At 51.2% G+C, this 17015-nt stretch carries 15 protein-coding genes; 11 read left to right on the forward strand and 4 right to left on the reverse strand.

Going from position 1 to position 17015, the window contains the following annotated elements; genetic code table 11:
- Window positions 1-51: 51 nt before the first annotated feature.
- From LLG46_07830 to LLG46_07865, 8 genes are all read left to right on the forward strand, one after another.
- Complete coding sequence (locus LLG46_07830; GenBank protein MCE5323209.1) at window positions 52-1785, forward strand: GAF domain-containing protein; 1734 nt, start codon at window positions 52-54, stop codon at window positions 1783-1785.
- A 304-nt stretch (window positions 1786-2089) separates the two neighbouring features.
- On the forward strand, window positions 2090-3769 hold the full coding sequence (locus LLG46_07835; GenBank protein ID MCE5323210.1) for a fused MFS/spermidine synthase: 1680 nt from the start codon (window positions 2090-2092) through the stop codon (window positions 3767-3769).
- Window positions 3770-5197, forward strand: coding sequence for a sialate O-acetylesterase (locus tag LLG46_07840; GenBank protein ID MCE5323211.1), 1428 nt, complete (start codon window positions 3770-3772; stop codon window positions 5195-5197).
- Between the two features lie 181 nt (window positions 5198-5378).
- Complete coding sequence (locus tag LLG46_07845; protein MCE5323212.1) at window positions 5379-6545, forward strand: acyl-CoA dehydrogenase family protein; 1167 nt, start codon at window positions 5379-5381, stop codon at window positions 6543-6545.
- 123 nt (window positions 6546-6668) lie between these two features.
- The gene (locus LLG46_07850; GenBank protein MCE5323213.1) at window positions 6669-7046 is read left to right on the forward strand and encodes a hypothetical protein; all 378 of its coding nucleotides are present in this window, start codon (window positions 6669-6671) and stop codon (window positions 7044-7046) included.
- A gap of 12 nt (window positions 7047-7058) precedes the next feature.
- Window positions 7059-7835 (forward strand): MBL fold metallo-hydrolase, encoded by a 777-nt coding sequence (locus tag LLG46_07855; protein MCE5323214.1) that lies wholly within the window; start codon window positions 7059-7061, stop codon window positions 7833-7835.
- Between the two features lie 694 nt (window positions 7836-8529).
- On the forward strand, window positions 8530-9411 hold the full coding sequence (locus LLG46_07860; protein MCE5323215.1) for an RNA polymerase sigma factor RpoD/SigA: 882 nt from the start codon (window positions 8530-8532) through the stop codon (window positions 9409-9411).
- 18 nt (window positions 9412-9429) lie between these two features.
- Window positions 9430-9675 carry a helix-turn-helix transcriptional regulator gene (locus LLG46_07865; GenBank protein MCE5323216.1) on the forward strand — a complete coding sequence of 82 codons (246 nt, stop codon included), beginning with the start codon at window positions 9430-9432 and terminating at the stop codon, window positions 9673-9675.
- A gap of 119 nt (window positions 9676-9794) precedes the next feature.
- Here LLG46_07865 and LLG46_07870 read toward each other — a convergent pair whose 3' ends face one another.
- On the reverse strand, window positions 9795-10256 hold the full coding sequence (locus LLG46_07870) for a 3'-phosphoesterase (GenBank protein MCE5323217.1): 462 nt from the start codon (window positions 10254-10256) through the stop codon (window positions 9795-9797).
- A 147-nt stretch (window positions 10257-10403) separates the two neighbouring features.
- On the opposite strand from LLG46_07870, the gene LLG46_07875 reads away from it, so the two are divergent.
- The 3 genes from LLG46_07875 (at window position 10404) to nth (ending at window position 13244) form a co-directional block, all read left to right on the forward strand.
- On the forward strand, window positions 10404-12212 hold the full coding sequence (locus LLG46_07875) for a thioredoxin fold domain-containing protein (protein ID MCE5323218.1): 1809 nt from the start codon (window positions 10404-10406) through the stop codon (window positions 12210-12212).
- A 184-nt stretch (window positions 12213-12396) separates the two neighbouring features.
- A complete protein-coding gene (locus LLG46_07880; protein MCE5323219.1) occupies window positions 12397-12591 on the forward strand; it encodes a DUF6485 family protein in 195 nt (64 codons plus the stop codon).
- Window positions 12591-13244, forward strand: a complete 654-nt coding sequence (gene nth, locus LLG46_07885; GenBank protein MCE5323220.1) for an endonuclease III — start codon at window positions 12591-12593, stop codon at window positions 13242-13244. The genes LLG46_07880 and nth overlap by 1 nt, the downstream gene beginning before the upstream one ends.
- A 33-nt stretch (window positions 13245-13277) precedes the next feature.
- Here nth and LLG46_07890 read toward each other — a convergent pair whose 3' ends face one another.
- Genes LLG46_07890 through LLG46_07900 form a run of 3 tightly spaced genes read right to left on the reverse strand, consistent with a single transcriptional unit; the run spans window position 13278 to window position 16846 of the window.
- Window positions 13278-14078 (reverse strand): sugar phosphate isomerase/epimerase, encoded by an 801-nt coding sequence (locus LLG46_07890; GenBank protein ID MCE5323221.1) that lies wholly within the window; start codon window positions 14076-14078, stop codon window positions 13278-13280.
- Window positions 14079-14087: 9 nt separating this feature from the next.
- The gene (locus LLG46_07895) at window positions 14088-15530 is read right to left on the reverse strand and encodes an insulinase family protein (GenBank protein ID MCE5323222.1); all 1443 of its coding nucleotides are present in this window, start codon (window positions 15528-15530) and stop codon (window positions 14088-14090) included.
- Window positions 15527-16846 carry an insulinase family protein gene (locus LLG46_07900; protein ID MCE5323223.1) on the reverse strand — a complete coding sequence of 440 codons (1320 nt, stop codon included), beginning with the start codon at window positions 16844-16846 and terminating at the stop codon, window positions 15527-15529. Before LLG46_07900 ends, LLG46_07895 begins: the two co-directional genes overlap by 4 nt.
- Window positions 16847-17015: the final 169 nt, after the last annotated feature.

The raw sequence follows: 17015 nt of genomic DNA on the forward strand, positions 1-17015 counted from the left end.
TAGGGAGCAGAGTTTATCTCTTGGCTCTCCACTCTCCACTCTCCACTAATAATGAGCCCTTGGAGAGAACGTAAAAACCAGGAACAGGATGCAACCGATGCCGCGCTGCGCGAACTGCCGCCTGAGCAGGAATTGGAAGCGCTGCGAGTGCGTGTTGCCGACCTTGAGAAGCGCATAGCCGAGAAGATGCTGGAGGCGGACGCATTACGGGAGGTCGGCCAGGCAATCGGCTCCATGCTCTATATCGACGACATGCTCACAAAAGTCGCCGACATAGTCGTCAAAGTGACGGCCACAGATTTCTGCCTGATATATCTGCTCTCTGAGACCGGCCAGGAGTTGGTATTACGTGGAGCCAGCGGTGAGGTCAAAGACGTAGTCGGCAAGATCAGGCTCAAGGTCGGCGAGGGCATCACCGGATGGGTTGCCCAACGGGGTCAGCATGTGGTCCTGAGCCGTGAGGCATGGCGCGATGAGCGTTTCAAGCCCGTACCTACGCTCCTCCAGGACAAATACCAGTCCATGCTTTCAGTTCCTCTGAGGGGCAGGAACGACCTGGTAGGGGTCATCAATGTCCGAACCAATCCTCCTCATGACTACACCAAGATGCAGGTCAGCCTGCTCGACAGCATAGCCCGTCAGGTCGGCGGTGCGGTCGAAAACTTCAACGTCTACCACCGTATGGAAAAGCGCGCATCTCAGTTGAGCACACTTTCTGAGATAAGCCGGACAATCACATCGGATTTATATCTCGAAGAAATCCTGCAGCTAATAGTGGCCATGACTGCCGAGAGTATGAACTTCAAGATATGTTCGGTCATGCTTTTGAACGAGGGCAAGGACGAACTGGTCATAACTGCCACTCAGAGCAAGAGCCGCGCCTACACGAAAAAGCCAAATGTGAAGCTCACGGAGAGCGTTGCCGGTCGCGCAATAATGGAGGCCAAGCCCATTACAATACGCGATGTTCGCAAGACGCCGGGCTATCAATATCCCGACATCGCCAAGAAAGAGGGTCTGTGTTCGCTTATAGCGCTTCCTTTGTCGGTCAAGAAGGAGATAATCGGCGTGCTCAACTGTTACACCGCCACTCCGCGCGACTTCTCCGAGGAGGACATCGGTCTGCTCACCGCTCTTGCAAACCAGGCGGCCATATCCATTCAAAACGCCAAACTGATGGTGCAGACAGCAGTCCTTCAGGAAATGCACCACAGAGTCAAAAACAGTCTCCAGACAATAGCGAGCCTGCTCAGACTGCAGCTAAAAGTGGGTAAATTCGACTCACCGAAGGAGGCTCTCACTCAAAGTATCAACCGGATTCAGAGCATTGCCGCGGTCCATGAGATGCTCTCCAGCGAGAACCTGGACAATGTCAGTATCAAACGCCTGGCCGACAACATATTGAGCGCCACAGCGCGCGGTCTGCTGCCGGATGCGCGTGAGATTGCGATATTGGTCGAGGGTGATGATTTTCTGCTGCCCAGCGGCCAGGCCACCTATGTAGCTCTCATTCTCAACGAGTTGATACAAAACGCAGTCGAACATGGCTTCAGCGGCAGCGTCGGCACTGAGCTTGCAGTATGTGTTTCGCGCGATGATGAGAATGTGATCCTCGATGTCATAAATGACGGCACTCCGCTTGCGCCCGACTTCGACATCAAGCGCAATCGCAACCTCGGTCTGCGGATAGTAGAGAGCCTGGTGCGAGACAACTTGATGGGCGAGTTTACTATAGCGACCGGCAGCGACGGTCGGACGCACAGCTCGGTTGTTTTCCCGAAATAGAATGTGATTCCCCTACATTTTTCCAACAGCAAATTACCGGGAGGGCGAGGCTCCCGCCGAGCCACAATCATTGCCTTTTATCCAAGCTCATAGTATGATATTCGCATCTAAGCAATTTATGGTCAGTAAAGAGTCACATTTCCAGCGGAAATCTGACTTAGTAAATTGCACGAGAGGAGCGTGAATAATGCTTCTCGGGGCCCCGGATTATGCTGGAAGTGCATAATCCGGGCTAGCTGAGCACTGTTTTTTGCTCTCCACTCTCCGCTCATCGCTCTCAACCTAATTCGGGAGGTTTGCACAAATGGATGAAAGCAAGAAGCTGTCATACTTCGGCATTGAGAAACTTATTTCTTTGTGGGTGCTGGTCTTTTTTGCTGGCTGGTTCGTAATGCAGACCGAACTGGTCGCCGCTCGTGTGCTGGCTCCGTATTTCGGCAACTCGATATATGTATGGGGCAGCGTATTGGCGGTTTTTTTGGTTATGCTTGCAATAGGTTACGGCATAGGAGGTTTTCTAACCCGAAAGTTTAAGTCTCACTGGGTGCCCACGGTTCTGCTTGTAGTAGCTGGAGCGATAGTGACCCTGTCTGTCGCATATCAAGACAGCCTGTGCGCCTGGTTCGTGACCAGAGGCTTTGACGTTAAGTGGGGGTCTTTGATGGCTGCCGCAATTTTGTATGCTCTTCCGATGGTGCTTGCGGGCACGGTCTCACCATATGCGGTTCATCTTGTTGCGGGCGTGCGATCCGAGACGGGCAGCAAGGCGGGAACGCTGTATTCTGTTTCGACGGTCGGCAGCTTCCTGGGCAGCCTGATAACTTCGTTTATCCTGATCCCATCATTTTCACTGGCGGTGGTTGCGGTGAGCGGCGGTCTGATGGTTGCGACAGCAGGCATTGTCTCGGCCATTGCTCTTTCGATGGCCAATCGCGTTTCAGTCGCGCTCAGTATCTTATTTGCAATAGCTGTGATTGCGATATCGTATATATCTCCGGCAAAGCTCGTGCCGATTTCGCAGCAGGTATACCAGAAGAGCATGATAGGTGAAGTGCTTTGCAAAGACGATTCCACTGCCGAATCAAGATTCACCGACGCCCAGCGCCAGGCTCTTGCGGAGTTGAGTAAAATGGGTAATGCTCCGGGCACAAAAGTGCTCCTGCAGACTGAGACTGCATATCACAGAGTCGAAGTCACTCAAGAGGGTCCAATCCGAATGCTCACGTTTGGTGCTCATGATTTCAAATTTCCTCAAACAGCCATCAACCTCCGCAACATCTCAAGCCACATCAGTGAATATACCGGCGTAATGCTTGCTCCGGTGCTCTATAATCCGAGGCCGAAGCGTGTATTGATAATCGGGCTTGGCGGAGCAGATATCGCCAGGTCAGTCGAGAGCAGCTACCCGAATGTCAAACTCGATGTAGTAGAGATAGACCCGGCAGTCGTGAGGATTGCCCAACAGTTCTTTTTCTGGCGACCGGGCAAGAATGTGACCGTATACACGATAGACGGGCGCACATTTATCAACTTAAGGCTGCTTGCAAAATCCGAGCCTTACGATTGGGTGATTGTAGATGCCTATGACAGCGACTACACGCCGTTTCACCTGAACACACTCGGCTTCTATCGCCACCTTGCCGCGGTGATGACTCCCGATGGTGTTGTTTCGGTTAATTCAATGTTCGTCAGCGAGTTATACAGTTATCAGGCTCGGACGATGAACGCCGCGTTCGGGTGTGTGGACGTATATATGTGCCACCGCAGCGGCAATGCGATACTGGTCAGTCAGATCGGAGCCAAGAAGAATATGACTCTGGAGGCGGCCACAAAAGCACAAAAGAAGCTCGATTTCACAAGCGAGCAGGGCATCGATCCGCAGTATATCACATCCTGCCTGATGCTAAAACGAAACTGGGAGAGCAAGGGCGAGATATTAACGGATATGTGGGCTCCTGTAGAGCGCCTGATGAGTATGCAGTAAATGAGAGAGGATTTTGAAGTGAAGATTGTACGTGTTTTGGTATTTCTTGTAATGTGTATCGTGTTGACGATGCCTGCGCAGGCAGTTGTCAAACCTGATGCGCTGTTTTCGGATGGAGCGGTGCTCCAGCAGGGAATAAGTGTGCCTGTATGGGGGACTGCAGCCAACGGCGAGAAAGTAACTGTTAAATTTCTGAATCAGACAGTGAGTACAAAAGCTGAAGACAGTCGATGGATGGTTCATTTGAAACCTCTCAAGGCTGGTGGTCCATATACCATGACAATTTCGGGCGAGAACACTGTTGAGGTCAAGAATATTCTGATCGGCGAGGTATGGATTTGCAGTGGCCAGTCAAACATGGAGTTCCAGCTCAGGTATGCTGCGAATGCCGAACCGGCGATAGCGAGTTCAAAAGATTCACAGATCAGGCTCTTTAAGGTTCCCAAGAGAGCGACCGCCGATCCCAAGTATGATGTCGATGCCGCATGGAATGAATGCGGGTCTGGAACGGTGAATGAGTTTTCAGCAGTCGGATATTTCTTCGGACGCGGCTTGCGCAGGCAGTTGAATGTTCCCATTGGTTTGATAGAAACTTCATGGGGCGGCACTCCTGCCCAGGCATGGACGAGCATGGCATGCCTGCAGGCCAATCCGGTCACAAAGCCGATGATAGACGAGCATGCTCCCAAGGATGAGGATCCCAAGTCATGCACAGCTCTCTACAACGGCATGGTAGTTGCTCTTCAGCCGTATGCGATCAAGGGAGTTATCTGGTATCAGGGCGAGACAAATGCGGCTGATGCGTTCAGATACAAGACACTCTTTCCGGTGATGATCGACTGCTGGCGCAAAGCATGGTCTCAGGGAAATTTTCCGTTTTTGTTCGTGCAGTTGGCTCCATTCGGCAAGCTCAATACGGAGCCGGTCGACAGCCACTGGGCGGAGCTTCGCGAAGCGCAGCGTCTCACAGCCGAGAGTGTGCCCAACACAGCGATGGCTGTCATTACTGATTACGGCAATCCAGACAACATCCACCCCAAATGGAAAGAGCCTGTCGGCGACCGTCTGGCGGCGGCAGCTCTGGCCAAAGTATATGGTCGAGATGTGCCTTATCAGGGTCCTTCATTCAAGTCGATGGAAGTATTCGGCAATCGAGTCGTATTGTCGTTCGACAATGTGACCGGCGGCCTGGAAGCCAGAGGCGGCGAGTTGACCGGATGGACAATTGCAGGCGATGACCATAAATTTGTGAATGCACATGCGAGCATAGTGGGCGATATGGTTGTCGTCAGCAGCCCTGATGTTGCGCATCCGTCGGTCGTCCGTTACGGTTGGTCTGACGCTCCGGTAGTGAACCTCTTCAACAAAGTTGGTTTTCCGGCTTCGCCGTTCTCGACAACTGATCTGCCTTGGACAACGAAGAAATAGGCAGATGGTTTTGTCAGTTTGGAGCGCTGAAGGAATTTCGCAGCAGCTTGCCTAATACTGTAAAATATATCGGCGCGGGTCCATTCCCGTGCCGACTTGATGTACGTGCTGTTCTGAGGCACGTGAGAGTTTTTTGATCGGGTCGAATTCCGGTCCGGTTTGAGGAGGACATTACATTATGTTGGATTATTTTCTGACCGAAGAGCAGCAGTTCATGAAGGACGTGGCGAAGGAGATCGCTGTTAAGAAGATCAAGCCTGTGAGTGCTCACCACGACGAGACCGGAGAGTTTCCGTGGGAGATAGTCAAGGCCATAGCAGAGGCGGACCTTTTCCGTGTATTTATACCCGATGAATATGGCGGGATGGCGGGTGAGAGCGCCATCATGAATATGTGCGTAGTCACAGAGGAACTCAGCAAAGTCGACGGCGGCATCTCGCTTGCCTTTGCTGCGACCGGCCTGGGCACTTTCCCAATCTTAGTTTCAGCTTCCGATGAGCAGAAGAAGAAATGGCTTCCAAGAATTGCCGACGGGACCATAGCCGCGTTTGGTCTCACCGAGGCCAATGCCGGTTCGGATGTAGCTGGCATGCAGACCAGAGCGGTGGAGGACGGCGACAGCTTCATCCTCAACGGCACGAAGCAGTGGATCACCAACGGCGGCGAGGCCGATATTTATTCGATATTTGCAGTGACCGATCCTGACCGCGGACCTAGGGGCGTAAGCTGCTTCGTGGTCGAAAAGGGCACCGAGGGTTTCAGCTTCGGCAAAAAAGAGGATAAGATGGGCATCCGCGCATCGGCTACCCGTGAGCTGGTCTTCCAGGACTGCCGCGTTCCCAAGGAGAACATGATTGGCCGCAGAGGCACGGGCTTCTTTACTGCTATGAAGACATTTGACCAGTCCCGTCCGGGTGTAGCCGCTCAGGCATTGGGTATCGCTGCGGGCGCATTGGAGCTTTCGGTGAATTATTCCCGTGAGAGGGTCCAGTTCGGCCAGCCTATATCTGCCAATCAGGGTCTACGCTTCATGCTTGCCGATATGGCTATGAAGGTCGAGAGCGCACGTGCATTAGTATACAGTGTTGCTCGCTGGATAGACTCGCACCCTGCTGAGAAGACCACAGCCTATTCGGCCATGGCCAAGTGCTGGGCGTCGGATATAGCGATGGAAGTCACCACCAATGCGGTGCAGGTCTTCGGCGGATATGGCTATATGAAGGAATATCCAGTCGAGAAGATGATGCGCGACGCCAAGATCACCCAGATATACGAGGGCACAAACCAGATCCAGCGTGACGAGATAGGTCGCGGCCTTGTTGCCGAGGCAGCCAGGAAGAAGGACTGATTCTTTAGGTTTGATGGTTGGATAGTATGATAGTTTGATGGTTTGGGGGTGTGGAGTAATCTGCATCCCTTGTTTATTTTTTAGGTGGTATAATGAAAATGCTCAGCTTTGAAGGTGAATGATATGCTTCCAGATTCTGTGCATTCAGCATTACATTTAATGCTTCTTCCATTATTCGCAATTGCGGCTGTGGTTCTGCTTGCCATAGTTGCTATCTTGCGCGTAGGCACAAGAAAAGCTCTGCGAGGAATAAGACCGCTTTGGACAGTTGTTTTGATAAATTTAGTTATCATTACGCTCGGAAGTGCTGTGAAGGTGGCGCCATTCTATCTACATGGCTGCGTTTGGTCACCAAGGATAATCAGACTGATTAACATGGTTCAGTCTGGTTTATTGCTTGTTCTGATTATTTGGGTATTCGTTTCTTTTCGCAAATGGATAAAATCCGCCAAATATATTGATGCACAACTCAAGGCTGGTACCAATAGCCCGAATTTGTAGTATCATATATTTGTGTCTCTAACAGTCCATTCCCTCGCGAGCGGAAGCTCAGGCAATTCATTTTTGATAAAGGACGGCGATACAGCAATCCTGGTAGACGCCGGGGTAGGCATCAGGCGCTTGACGGCAGCTCTCATGCAGGCCCAGGTCAACCCAGCAGACCTGTCTGCAATTTTTATCACTCACGAGCACACTGACCACATCACCGGAGCCGTGCGCATGGCCAGGCGTTTCGGTATTCCGATAGTGGCCAATTCTCTCACTTTAGATCGCATACCTGGAGCAGTGAGCGTTCCCCATAAAACAATCGATCCATGCGAAGAGATGGCTCTAGGCGGACTGCTCATAAGGCCGTTTAGAATTTCACATGATGCGGCATGCCCTGTAGGTTATTGTGTGCATTCGAGCACAGCGACTGCCGTGATTGCCACGGACACAGGCATGCTGACTCCTGAAATTCGTGAGGAGGCATTTAGAGCCGATTTATTGATTTTGGAGTCCAACCATGACGAGGAAATGCTGCTTAAGGGACCATATCCATGGTATCTCAAGCGCAGGATCGCTTCGGAGCACGGTCACATTTCAAACGATGCTGCTTCCAGTTTGCTCATAGATTTGGCCGAGGCCGAAAGGCCGGTCTCGGTCTGGCTTGCTCACTTGTCCAAGACCAACAACAGCCCCGCTATTGCCCTCACGACAGCCGAGTACGCTCTCTGGCGATGTCTTGGTGTGTCAATGGACATAAAAGTTGCTCTCCGTGATGTACCGAGTCTTTGGTGGAGAGAATAGTTTAAGACATCTAGAGTCGAGGTAAATATACTTTATCGCATGGCAGAATTGCCTGTTTATCTGCGTAAAGATTGGCGATATTTCGCTCATCGGCGCTTTTGTTGAATATTTGAATCTTCAAAAAACGTGGTTTTGGCATTAATCTTGCTGAGTAATTCTAATGGCCGAGGGGTGATGTCTTAACCCGCATTATTCACGAGGAACGTGAATAATGCTCTCAGAGACCCGGACTATGCGGTAAGCGCATAATCCGGGTTAAAAAAAAGACAGAGGATGGCCCGGTGGTTTTGTCGTAGTAAACCATGTGGCGCATGAGTGCCATAATCCACAATTTCCGCGCGGCACAAGTCCGCCGAATAATATTCCGCAATAAATTTAGACCTGATCTGTCTTATACGGTCAATTGTATAGTATTAGTGCCGGGCAAAGACCCGGGACGAAATGTCAGTTTGCCGTAATGGTGGGCTTGATCGACACGGAAGTTCGAACAATTTGGAGTTGATGCTGGCAGGATGAACACTATGTGAGTTGACTGACCTATGGGTCGGTCAAATGGCGGGCAGGCAGCGACATATAAGTTGGGCGCAATACCTTATGGTGATGTGCCGGCGATGACAGGCCAGAGACGGAAGTCTATGTCGATGTCCCTGTTATGAGGTAGTTGGAGGAAGGAGGCTTGTCGATGAGGGGCAATATGCTCGATTTGACAGAGCCCGAAAAAGAGGAAGCGCTGCCCGTAGCTTCTGAAGTAGGCGATTCGATGGACATGTATTTAAGTCGGATCGGCCGTTGGCCTTTATTGGGGGCTGATGAAGAACGTGATCTGGCACGGGGTGCCAAGTCCGGCAACGATGCAGCTAAGCGCAAGCTGATCGAGAGCAATCTCAAGCTGGTCGTAAGTGTGGCGAAGGTATACTCACGCTCTGGGCTTCCGCTGCCCGATCTCATTCAAGAGGGCAATATAGGTTTAATCAAGGCGGTGGACTCTTTCGATCCGGAGAAGGGGTTCAGGTTCAGCACCTACGCGGTTGCCTGGATTCGTCAGGCAATTACGCGTGCGATAGAGCGGCAGGGCCGCGCGATCAGGGTGCCGAGCTATGTAGTGCAATCAATTAGAAAGCTCCACAAGATAGGTTCTTCTTTTACGAGTCAATTTGGGAGAGAGCCGACGGTGGAGGAGTTGTGCGAGCGGACGCAGTTATCACGGGAGAAGATTCTACGTTTGCTCGAGGCGTCAGAGGCACTCGTTTCGCTGGACGAGGGAATGAAGGACGACAACAACACGTCGCTTCTCGAACGGCTGAATGACGCTCAGGCGTCCAATCCTGAGGACGATGCGCTGCATAAGGAGGGTCTTGAAGTATTGAACCAACTTATGTCTTGGCTAAGTCCACAGGAGAAGCTGATAATCGAAAAGCGTTTCGGACTGGCAGACGGGATGACCTCAACTCTGCAAGAGATAGGCGAGCAGCTAAATATCACACGGGAGCGTGTCCGCCAACTCGAGGCACGAGCCTTGAAGAAGATGCGGACGGCTGTGACACGCAATTGGCTGGAGACCTACTTTGAAACTTGAGAGGGAGGCATTGGAGGAATGGAGAGCACTGAGCGGACTATAAACGCCGCAGATGTGGATGAGTTAACCAAGCTTACCGAAAGAGAACGTGAGATTCTCAGGCTTATATTCGATGGAAAGTGCTCGAATGAGGTTGCCGAGACCCTTGCAGTCAGCAAGAGGACGGTAGACTTCCACCTGGCTAGGGCTTACACCAAGCTGGGTGTATCGAATCGGTTTCAGGCTTTCAAGAGAGCCGTGGAACTGGGCATAATTGCGACTTGAGATTTGGCAGTGTACGCGCCGACCGTCATCAGCACGGTCGGCTTTATGTTTTGGGTCTTATATAATTCTTTCGCGGGCTGGATGTCGAGTTTTGTCAGTCCGCCAAAAATTTCCAGTCCTCATTTGTCTCTTCGGCCTCCGCCCGGCAAAACCTGCTCCAGCTTCCAGTCAGGCTCAGCAAACTCATCACGCCCTTTAATCATCAGCCACTGCTTTTGATTTCCTCTAAGCTTGACCAGGGTGAAGGCTCCTTTTAGTTTCGTGCCCATCATTTCAAATACGAGCTTGCCTTTGTCGAGACCACCGTCCTTGACCTCATACGTTCCGCTGTCCCATATTTCGACCTTGCCCGCGCCATAGCTGCCCTCAGCAATTTCACCACGGAAGCCGATATATTCCAGCGGGTGATCCTCGACCATAACCGCGAGTCGTTTTTCAGCAGGATTCATTGATGGACCCTTGGGGATCGCCCAGCTTTTGAGCACTCCGTCCATTTCAAGTCTCAGGTCGAAGTGGAGGTGACTCGCGTGATGCTCATGCACCACAAACCTGCCAATATTACGTTCGTTCCGATAACCCATAACCCACCTGATTTAGTATTTAGTATATTGTATTGATTATTGTTCTTGTCCACAAAGTCGGAACCCATAAAGTCACAAATTGCGTAATGCTGAGTGTCGAGTAAAAACTCGACGTAGATTTATTTCCACATTAATTTGCTCGTTTGCGTGACGCAGAGCATATATCTTGGTAAAATCAAAAGTGATATGCGCACATACAGGTTCATCGTTATCTCAATTATCGCAATCTTGACCTTAACCGGAGCGGCATTTGCCCAATTCGGCAAGTCCGAACCGATCGTGACGAGCAAGATCGTGCTGTCAAAGGACAAGCTCCAACCCGGCGGCACATTCGAGCTTGCGGTTGTGGCGACGGTCAAGAAGGGATTCCACGTCGGGTCCCACGACAAAGATGCGCTCTATCCGGCAAAGCTGACGATCAGTGCGCCCAAGGGTGTCACGTTCGCCGAGCCAAAGTGGCCCAAAGCCGAGCGCAAAGCTTTCCCGTCCGCACCGAAAGAGAAAGTTTCGGTATACGAAGGCAAGTTCGTGATAAAAATCAAGGGTAAGGTCGCCAAGAGCGTAAAGCCCGGAGCCATCACGATTATATCAAAACTGGAGACTCAAGCGTGCGGCGGCAATCAGTGTTATCCTCCTCAGACCAGCGAGGCAAAAGCAAAAGTAAACGTTGCCAAGCCTGGTGAGAAGGCCAAGTCGATCAATAAGAACGTCTTCGGGTCCGCGGTGATTAAGCCCACCGCGGGCACCGGTGACGAAGCGGGCAAAATGGCCGGCAAACTGGAGTCAGCGGGCATTCCACTTCGCCTTGCCATGCTCTTTGGTCTGGGTCTGCTGCTTGCATTCACTCCGTGCGTATATCCAATGATACCGATCACCGTGGGCTATTTCGGCAGCCAGGTGGGGTCGAGTAATTCCAGAGTAATGAAACTTGCCGGGACATACGTCCTGGGTCTTGCTCTTACATATTCAGTCCTCGGAGCCGTAGCGGCGACCACAGGCGGCGTATTCGGCTCAGCCATGCAAAGTCCGACTGTCATTATAGGAATAGCTGCGCTTCTTGTCTTATTGTCATTATCCATGTTCGGTTTATACGAGCTAAAACCTCCGGCATTCATAGCAAACAGGTCCTCCGGCAAAGACGGCGTGCTCGGCGCATTGATGATGGGACTGGTATTCGGCATTGTTGCGGCTCCATGCGTTGGCCCTGTAGTGCTTGGACTGCTCTTATATGTGGCCAAACTCGGCAGCCCATTGATGGGTTTTATTCTATTTTTTGCGCTCGCTCTTGGGCTAGGCACACCTCTCTTTTTCCTGGCTGCATTTTCGGCGAAGATGCCCGTGCCTGGAATGTGGATGGTAGCCGTAAAGAAGATTGCGGGGTTCCTGATGCTGGGTGCCGCGGCATATTTTGTCAAGCCGATCGTTCCTGGTTCAATAGGCGATCTGCTGCTGCCGCTGGTCATACTGGTAGCCGCGATATATCTTGGGTGGTTTGAAAAATCACTCAAAACCGGCAAGCATGTCGCCGCGCTGGCAAAAGTCGGCTGTGTTGCTGCTGTAGCTGCTGCAGTGGTGATGGCCATGCCCGGCTCTCAGCCACCAAAGAATATGAACTGGCAGCCATACAAGCCGATATCCATCGAGTCTGCCGCTAAATCCGGCAAGCCATCAATGCTCGACTTCACAGCCAAATGGTGTGGCGTCTGCAAAGAGCTGGAACATGGTCCGTTCAGCGATTCCAAGGTGATAAGTGCAGCCACCAGGTTCGACAAGTTCCGCGTGGACGGCACCGACCAAAGCGACCCCATCATGCTTGGTGCAGTGAAGAGGTATGGAGTGCAGGGTTTTCCCACTGTTATCTTCTTCGACAGTTCCGGCAAAGAGGTAAAGTCAGCCAGGATAGTCGGCTTCGTATCTTCAAAAGAGATGGCACGCCGCATGTCCGAAATTCGCTGACGTCTTCTTAGCGAGTTGGGAGGGCGAGGCTCCCGCCGAGCCATATTTGTTATTCGTTAACCTGAGCTATATTTCAAGTTGACGTTCCTCTCAATTTCACCTAGAATCATGTCTATGTCGGGATGGCTGATCGCATATAGTGACCGCTGACTGCCGACTGACAACCGACGACCGGAGGAACAATATGGCCTGTGAAAGATCAAGCGAAAACTCCAAGCACTGCAACTGCACATATTCCGGCTGCTCCAAGCATGGCAAGTGCTGCGAGTGCCTTCAATATCACTTGAGAATGAACGAACTTCCCGCATGCTGTTTTCCGCCCGAGGTCGAAAAGACCTATGACCGGTCATTCGCAGCGTTTATAAGGTGCCATTCATAATGACGTTAGAAGAGAAAAAAGAGCGTGCGCCCAAGATAATCGAGATACTCAAAAAGGAATATCCCGATGCAAAGTGCACTCTGGATTACCAGACTCCACACCAGCTCATGGTAGCGGCTATTCTGGCTGCCCAATGCACGGACGAGCGCGTGAATATGGTAACTCCCGAGCTTCTTAAGAAGTATCCAAATGTGGAGGCCTTCGCCAATGCCGATCAGGACGAGCTTGAGCAGATGGTAAAGGCGACAGGTTTCTTCAGAAATAAGGCGAAGGCGATCATTGCGTCTGCAAGGGAGATCATCGGCGATTATGACGGCAAAGTGCCTGAGACAATAGATGAACTGACAAATCTGAGCGGGGTAGGGCGCAAAACAGCGAATCTCATAGTCGGTGACGCATACGGCAAGCCTGCTATCATAGTCGACACACATGTGAAGAGAGTCACCAAGCGGCTCGGGTTTACTGATAACGGTGACCCGACCAAGATCGAGTTCGAGCTTCGCGAGATACTTCCCGAGGCGGAATATACTCACTTCAACCACCTGATAGTGGCTCATGGCCGGGCAGTGTGCAAGGCTCCGACTCCCAAGTGTGAGATATGTGTCCTGCTCGATCTATGTCCGTTCGGCCGGGAACGGATGGGAATGGTCTAGGTTCAACCTGCCCCTAATCCCAGCCGAGTAGCCCTAGTCCTTGTTAGTGTGACGTTTGCGCATAGATTCAATCGATTGTGCCAGAGCCTCAGCAGTCTTGACCTCGATGACCACACTCAGGTTTTTCTTGCCGGCAAAGTCCAGCATGCCGTCTATATCCAATTTGCCGGTGTAGAGTATCTGATGGCTGCCGGCACCCTTCCAATCGTGGAGGTGCATATGACGAATGCTGCCCGAGTGCTCGAGTATGACGTCACGATCGGCAAATCCTGCCTCAGCGTCATGCCCGACATCCCATGTCAGATAGACATTTTTATGGTTGAGAATGTCATGAACCGTTTTGCCGACAAATTCAAGACTATAGTTGCCCACATTCTCCAGGCAAACTGCAATCCCAAGTCTTTTTCCGATATCGGCAATTTCACATATAGACTCGGCAAACGCTGTCTGAAACCGGTCGAAATAGCGGTCATAGATATAGACTTTTTGGTCCGGCAGACTGAAGTGTACGCCTGAGTTCATATGGATGTTGACCAGCTTGATGCCTGCCTCTGATGCCCATGCGAGGGCATCTTTGCAGCATTTCATGTATCCTGCTCTCACTGTCGGTTGGAAAGACGCAAGGTCGATATCCTCGGGCAAATGGAGTGAAAAGTTGATGCCTGTCTGCGTTGTATATTCACGCAGCGTGCCTGCATCAAGCTCTTCCGGGCAATACGACGGCATGTTCATGTTCAGTTCAATGAACGAAAGCCCGAGTTTAAGACACAGCTCAATTGTCTCATCCAGGCTCTGCAGTTCGATCAGAGTGGGCATGCCGAGTATTGCGCTCATTGACTGTTCCTACTCTCCCGAGGTCGTCTCAGATTTGCCATTCGGCAGCAGCAGTTCCGCTGCATAGTTGGTGAAGTATTTATTTGCAGCCCGCTGCACGTCTTCAGCGGATACTTTTTCCACATCGTCCGGGTAGCGGCTGTACATATCGTAACCGACTCCCAGTGCCTCAAACCATGCCAGGTCGAATGCCCTGTCCAGCAAATGCTGGTGAGAGAGGTTATATTTGCCGATGGTATAACCTTTTGCGCGTTCAAGGTCTTTAGTGTCGAGCGGTGTGGTTTTGAGCGTGTTGATTTGTTCCAGCAGTGCGTTTTTTATGTCGTCGACCACAATCTGCGCGCTCATAGACGCAAGGGAAAACTTAAACGGATCGGTGATTATATACGCCATCAAGTGACTCTGATATTTGAGTTTCGGATACATAACCCCAAGGTCGTAACCCATTCCCCGTTTTTGTCGAAGCTGGGTGAACATAATCGAGCCTTTTCCTCCACCCAGGGCATTCGCCAGCACCGAAACCGCCGGATAATCAGTGGATCCGACTCCTGGTGCCAGCCACCCAAGCATCAGATACGCCGCTCCCAGTTCGACTTCAGACGCATGATATTTGCATCTGTCGAGAGACTCATCCACCATGGCGTGGCTGCCCGGCAGCTTGCCCGGCGGAACACCCGCAAAAGCCTTCTCGACCCGATCCAGCGCGTGGTCATATGTAACATCGCCTGCAATGGAGATTACAATATTGTTCGGCACATAATATGTCTTGTAAAACTTTTCCAGGTCATATCCGGTAGCAAGTCGAAAAGTTCTCGCAAAGCCCGCATTCGGGCGTCTGTAGCCATTGTCTTCGTAGAGCAGTTGTCTCAGATCGAAATATGTGTTCTCGAAGAGGTCGTCACTGTTAGTATTTACCCGACGGAGCATAGCAGCTCTGACTTCCTCGATCCACTTGTTTTCAAAATTCGCTTCCGTGAGGCATTCGCCGATCAGGGACATTGCGCGATTGAACATGGCCGATGTGGTGACTGCTCTGATCTCAGTAAAATCAGGGTTCCATGCCGCTCCCAAATTGCCTCCGACCTGGTCAGCTATCGCCGCCACGTCTTCAGCCGAACTCATTCGAGTGCTGGTAAGGACCATCTGTGCGACAAAGCTGCCGATTCCTGCGGTCTGAATAGTCTCCTGAGCGGCTCCGGCCTTCACCATCGCCACAACCGCCACGATTCCGCTGCCGGGTTCAGGTTTGATTATGAGTGTCAGGCCGTTATCCAACACTTTTTTAACGATTTTAGGGTTGCCGCCGTCCTGCTGTGCGTATACACCGGATGTGATTAGCAAGACGAGGATTAACGGCAGCACGACTATCCGACTGATAGAGTGCCCAACAACATTCATCCCCGCGAGGAACGACGAAAAATCTGCTTTTTTTCTGTTTCCTATTATGCTCAATCGTTCGTCCCTCCACCATCCGGTCCCAGCACGATAACCACAGCTTGTGCCGGGTCGAGATACTTACGTGCCACTCTTATAATGTCATCGTTGGTTACTGCTTGCACGCCGTCTATATATTTGCCGGCAAACTGAACATCGGATACTGCAAAATAGAAGCCTGCGGTGTTGGCTCTGCCTCCATATGTCTCATTCTGAAAAGCATAGTCTCCAAGGACTTCTCTCTGAGCCATAACCAGGTTCCCAGCCGATATACCTTGCTGCCTGATCTCGTCTATCTTTGTGAATATCGCATTTTTTGCGCTGGTTGTGTTTACGTCCGTTGTTGCAGCGACAAGAGATATCATAGAAGGGTATTTCTGAGTAAGAAAGTCAGCCGACGTCTCATCGGCCAGTTTCATTTTCTTTGAAAGTTCGTCCTGCATCCAGTTCCATCGACCATAGCCGATGTAAGTCATCAACACATCCATTGTGCACACATCCGCGAAATTGTCTGCCGACGGACCCATAAATGCAATCGCCAGATAATCATATTTATATGGCGCTTTGAATGTCTTATATATTTGCGCGTCGGGCGATGATACTTCGATGGGTGTTTGATTCGGCGCGGGCGTTTTCGGCAGAGCCTGAAATGCCCTGCCTATTTCGGATATAGCCTGTGGGCTGTCAATATCACCGACCAGCACCACAGCCATGTTCGGCGCTGTATACAGACTTTGATAATGATCGACAATCTGCTGTTGTGTGATTTTGGCTACAGTCTCTTCGATGCCTTCTATAGGCTGTGAATACGGATGGCTGCCGTACAGCTCCTTAGCCAGATAGTCTTTGCATACATCGAAGGGCTTGGTCTGTTTTTTTATTATCTCGTCGGTAACAATAAGCCGCTCACGGTCGAGTTCTTTCTGATCGAACTGCGCGCCCGTCACCATATCCGCCATAATATCCAACGCCTTGGGCAGATAGCGCGATGAAACGGTAGTAGAGAAGTGCGCCCAGTCCCGTGACGTATGAGCGTCTAGCGTAGCTCCCAGGCTTTCCATTTCAAGGTCCATCTCGCCCTGCTTGAATTTCTTTGTGGAACCGAACACTAGGTGCTCAATCATGTGCGAGATACCATTGACATCGGCGCTCTCCATAGCTGATCCTGCCTTGACCCAAACGTCGACCCCCACCAGTTCGACCGCATGGTCTTCCTGGAGTATGATTGTCAGGCCGTTGTCCATTTTTACAACCTGGAACTCGGCAGGCTGAGTGTATGCAATAGTTTGGAGCAAAAGAAATATAAACCCGGCTAGAAGGATTTTTCGAGTCATAACATCTCCATTGGTAACTGCTCACTCTTTATGAGTACAACTTATCGTGCCCCGTCATTCCGAGGAGGAACGACGAGGAATCTGCTGTTTACTACGCTTAAAAAGCAGATTCCTCGCTTCGCTCGGAATGACATGTGCGGTATGTACTCATGATTTCTGAGCAGTTACC

Source organism: bacterium, assembly GCA_021371935.1.
In the GTDB taxonomy this organism is placed as follows: domain Bacteria; phylum Armatimonadota; class UBA5829; order UBA5829; family UBA5829; genus UBA5829.

Bases quoted from the DNA above. Each gene is read 5' to 3' on its own strand.
- LLG46_07830 (MCE5323209.1), top strand. From the start codon at position 52: ATGAGCCCTTGGAGAGAACGTAAAAACCAGGAACAGGATGCAACCGAT.
- LLG46_07835 (MCE5323210.1), top strand. From the start codon at position 2,090: ATGGATGAAAGCAAGAAGCTGTCATACTTCGGCATTGAGAAACTTATT.
- LLG46_07840 (MCE5323211.1), top strand. From the start codon at position 3,770: ATGAGAGAGGATTTTGAAGTGAAGATTGTACGTGTTTTGGTATTTCTT.
- LLG46_07850 (MCE5323213.1), top strand. From the start codon at position 6,669: ATGCTTCCAGATTCTGTGCATTCAGCATTACATTTAATGCTTCTTCCA.
- LLG46_07860 (MCE5323215.1), top strand. From the start codon at position 8,530: ATGCTCGATTTGACAGAGCCCGAAAAAGAGGAAGCGCTGCCCGTAGCT.
- LLG46_07865 (MCE5323216.1), top strand. From the start codon at position 9,430: ATGGAGAGCACTGAGCGGACTATAAACGCCGCAGATGTGGATGAGTTA.
- LLG46_07870 (MCE5323217.1), bottom strand. From the start codon at position 10,256: ATGGGTTATCGGAACGAACGTAATATTGGCAGGTTTGTGGTGCATGAG.
- LLG46_07880 (MCE5323219.1), top strand. From the start codon at position 12,397: ATGGCCTGTGAAAGATCAAGCGAAAACTCCAAGCACTGCAACTGCACA.
- nth (MCE5323220.1), top strand. From the start codon at position 12,591: ATGACGTTAGAAGAGAAAAAAGAGCGTGCGCCCAAGATAATCGAGATA.
- LLG46_07890 (MCE5323221.1), bottom strand. From the start codon at position 14,078: ATGAGCGCAATACTCGGCATGCCCACTCTGATCGAACTGCAGAGCCTG.
- LLG46_07900 (MCE5323223.1), bottom strand. From the start codon at position 16,846: ATGACTCGAAAAATCCTTCTAGCCGGGTTTATATTTCTTTTGCTCCAA.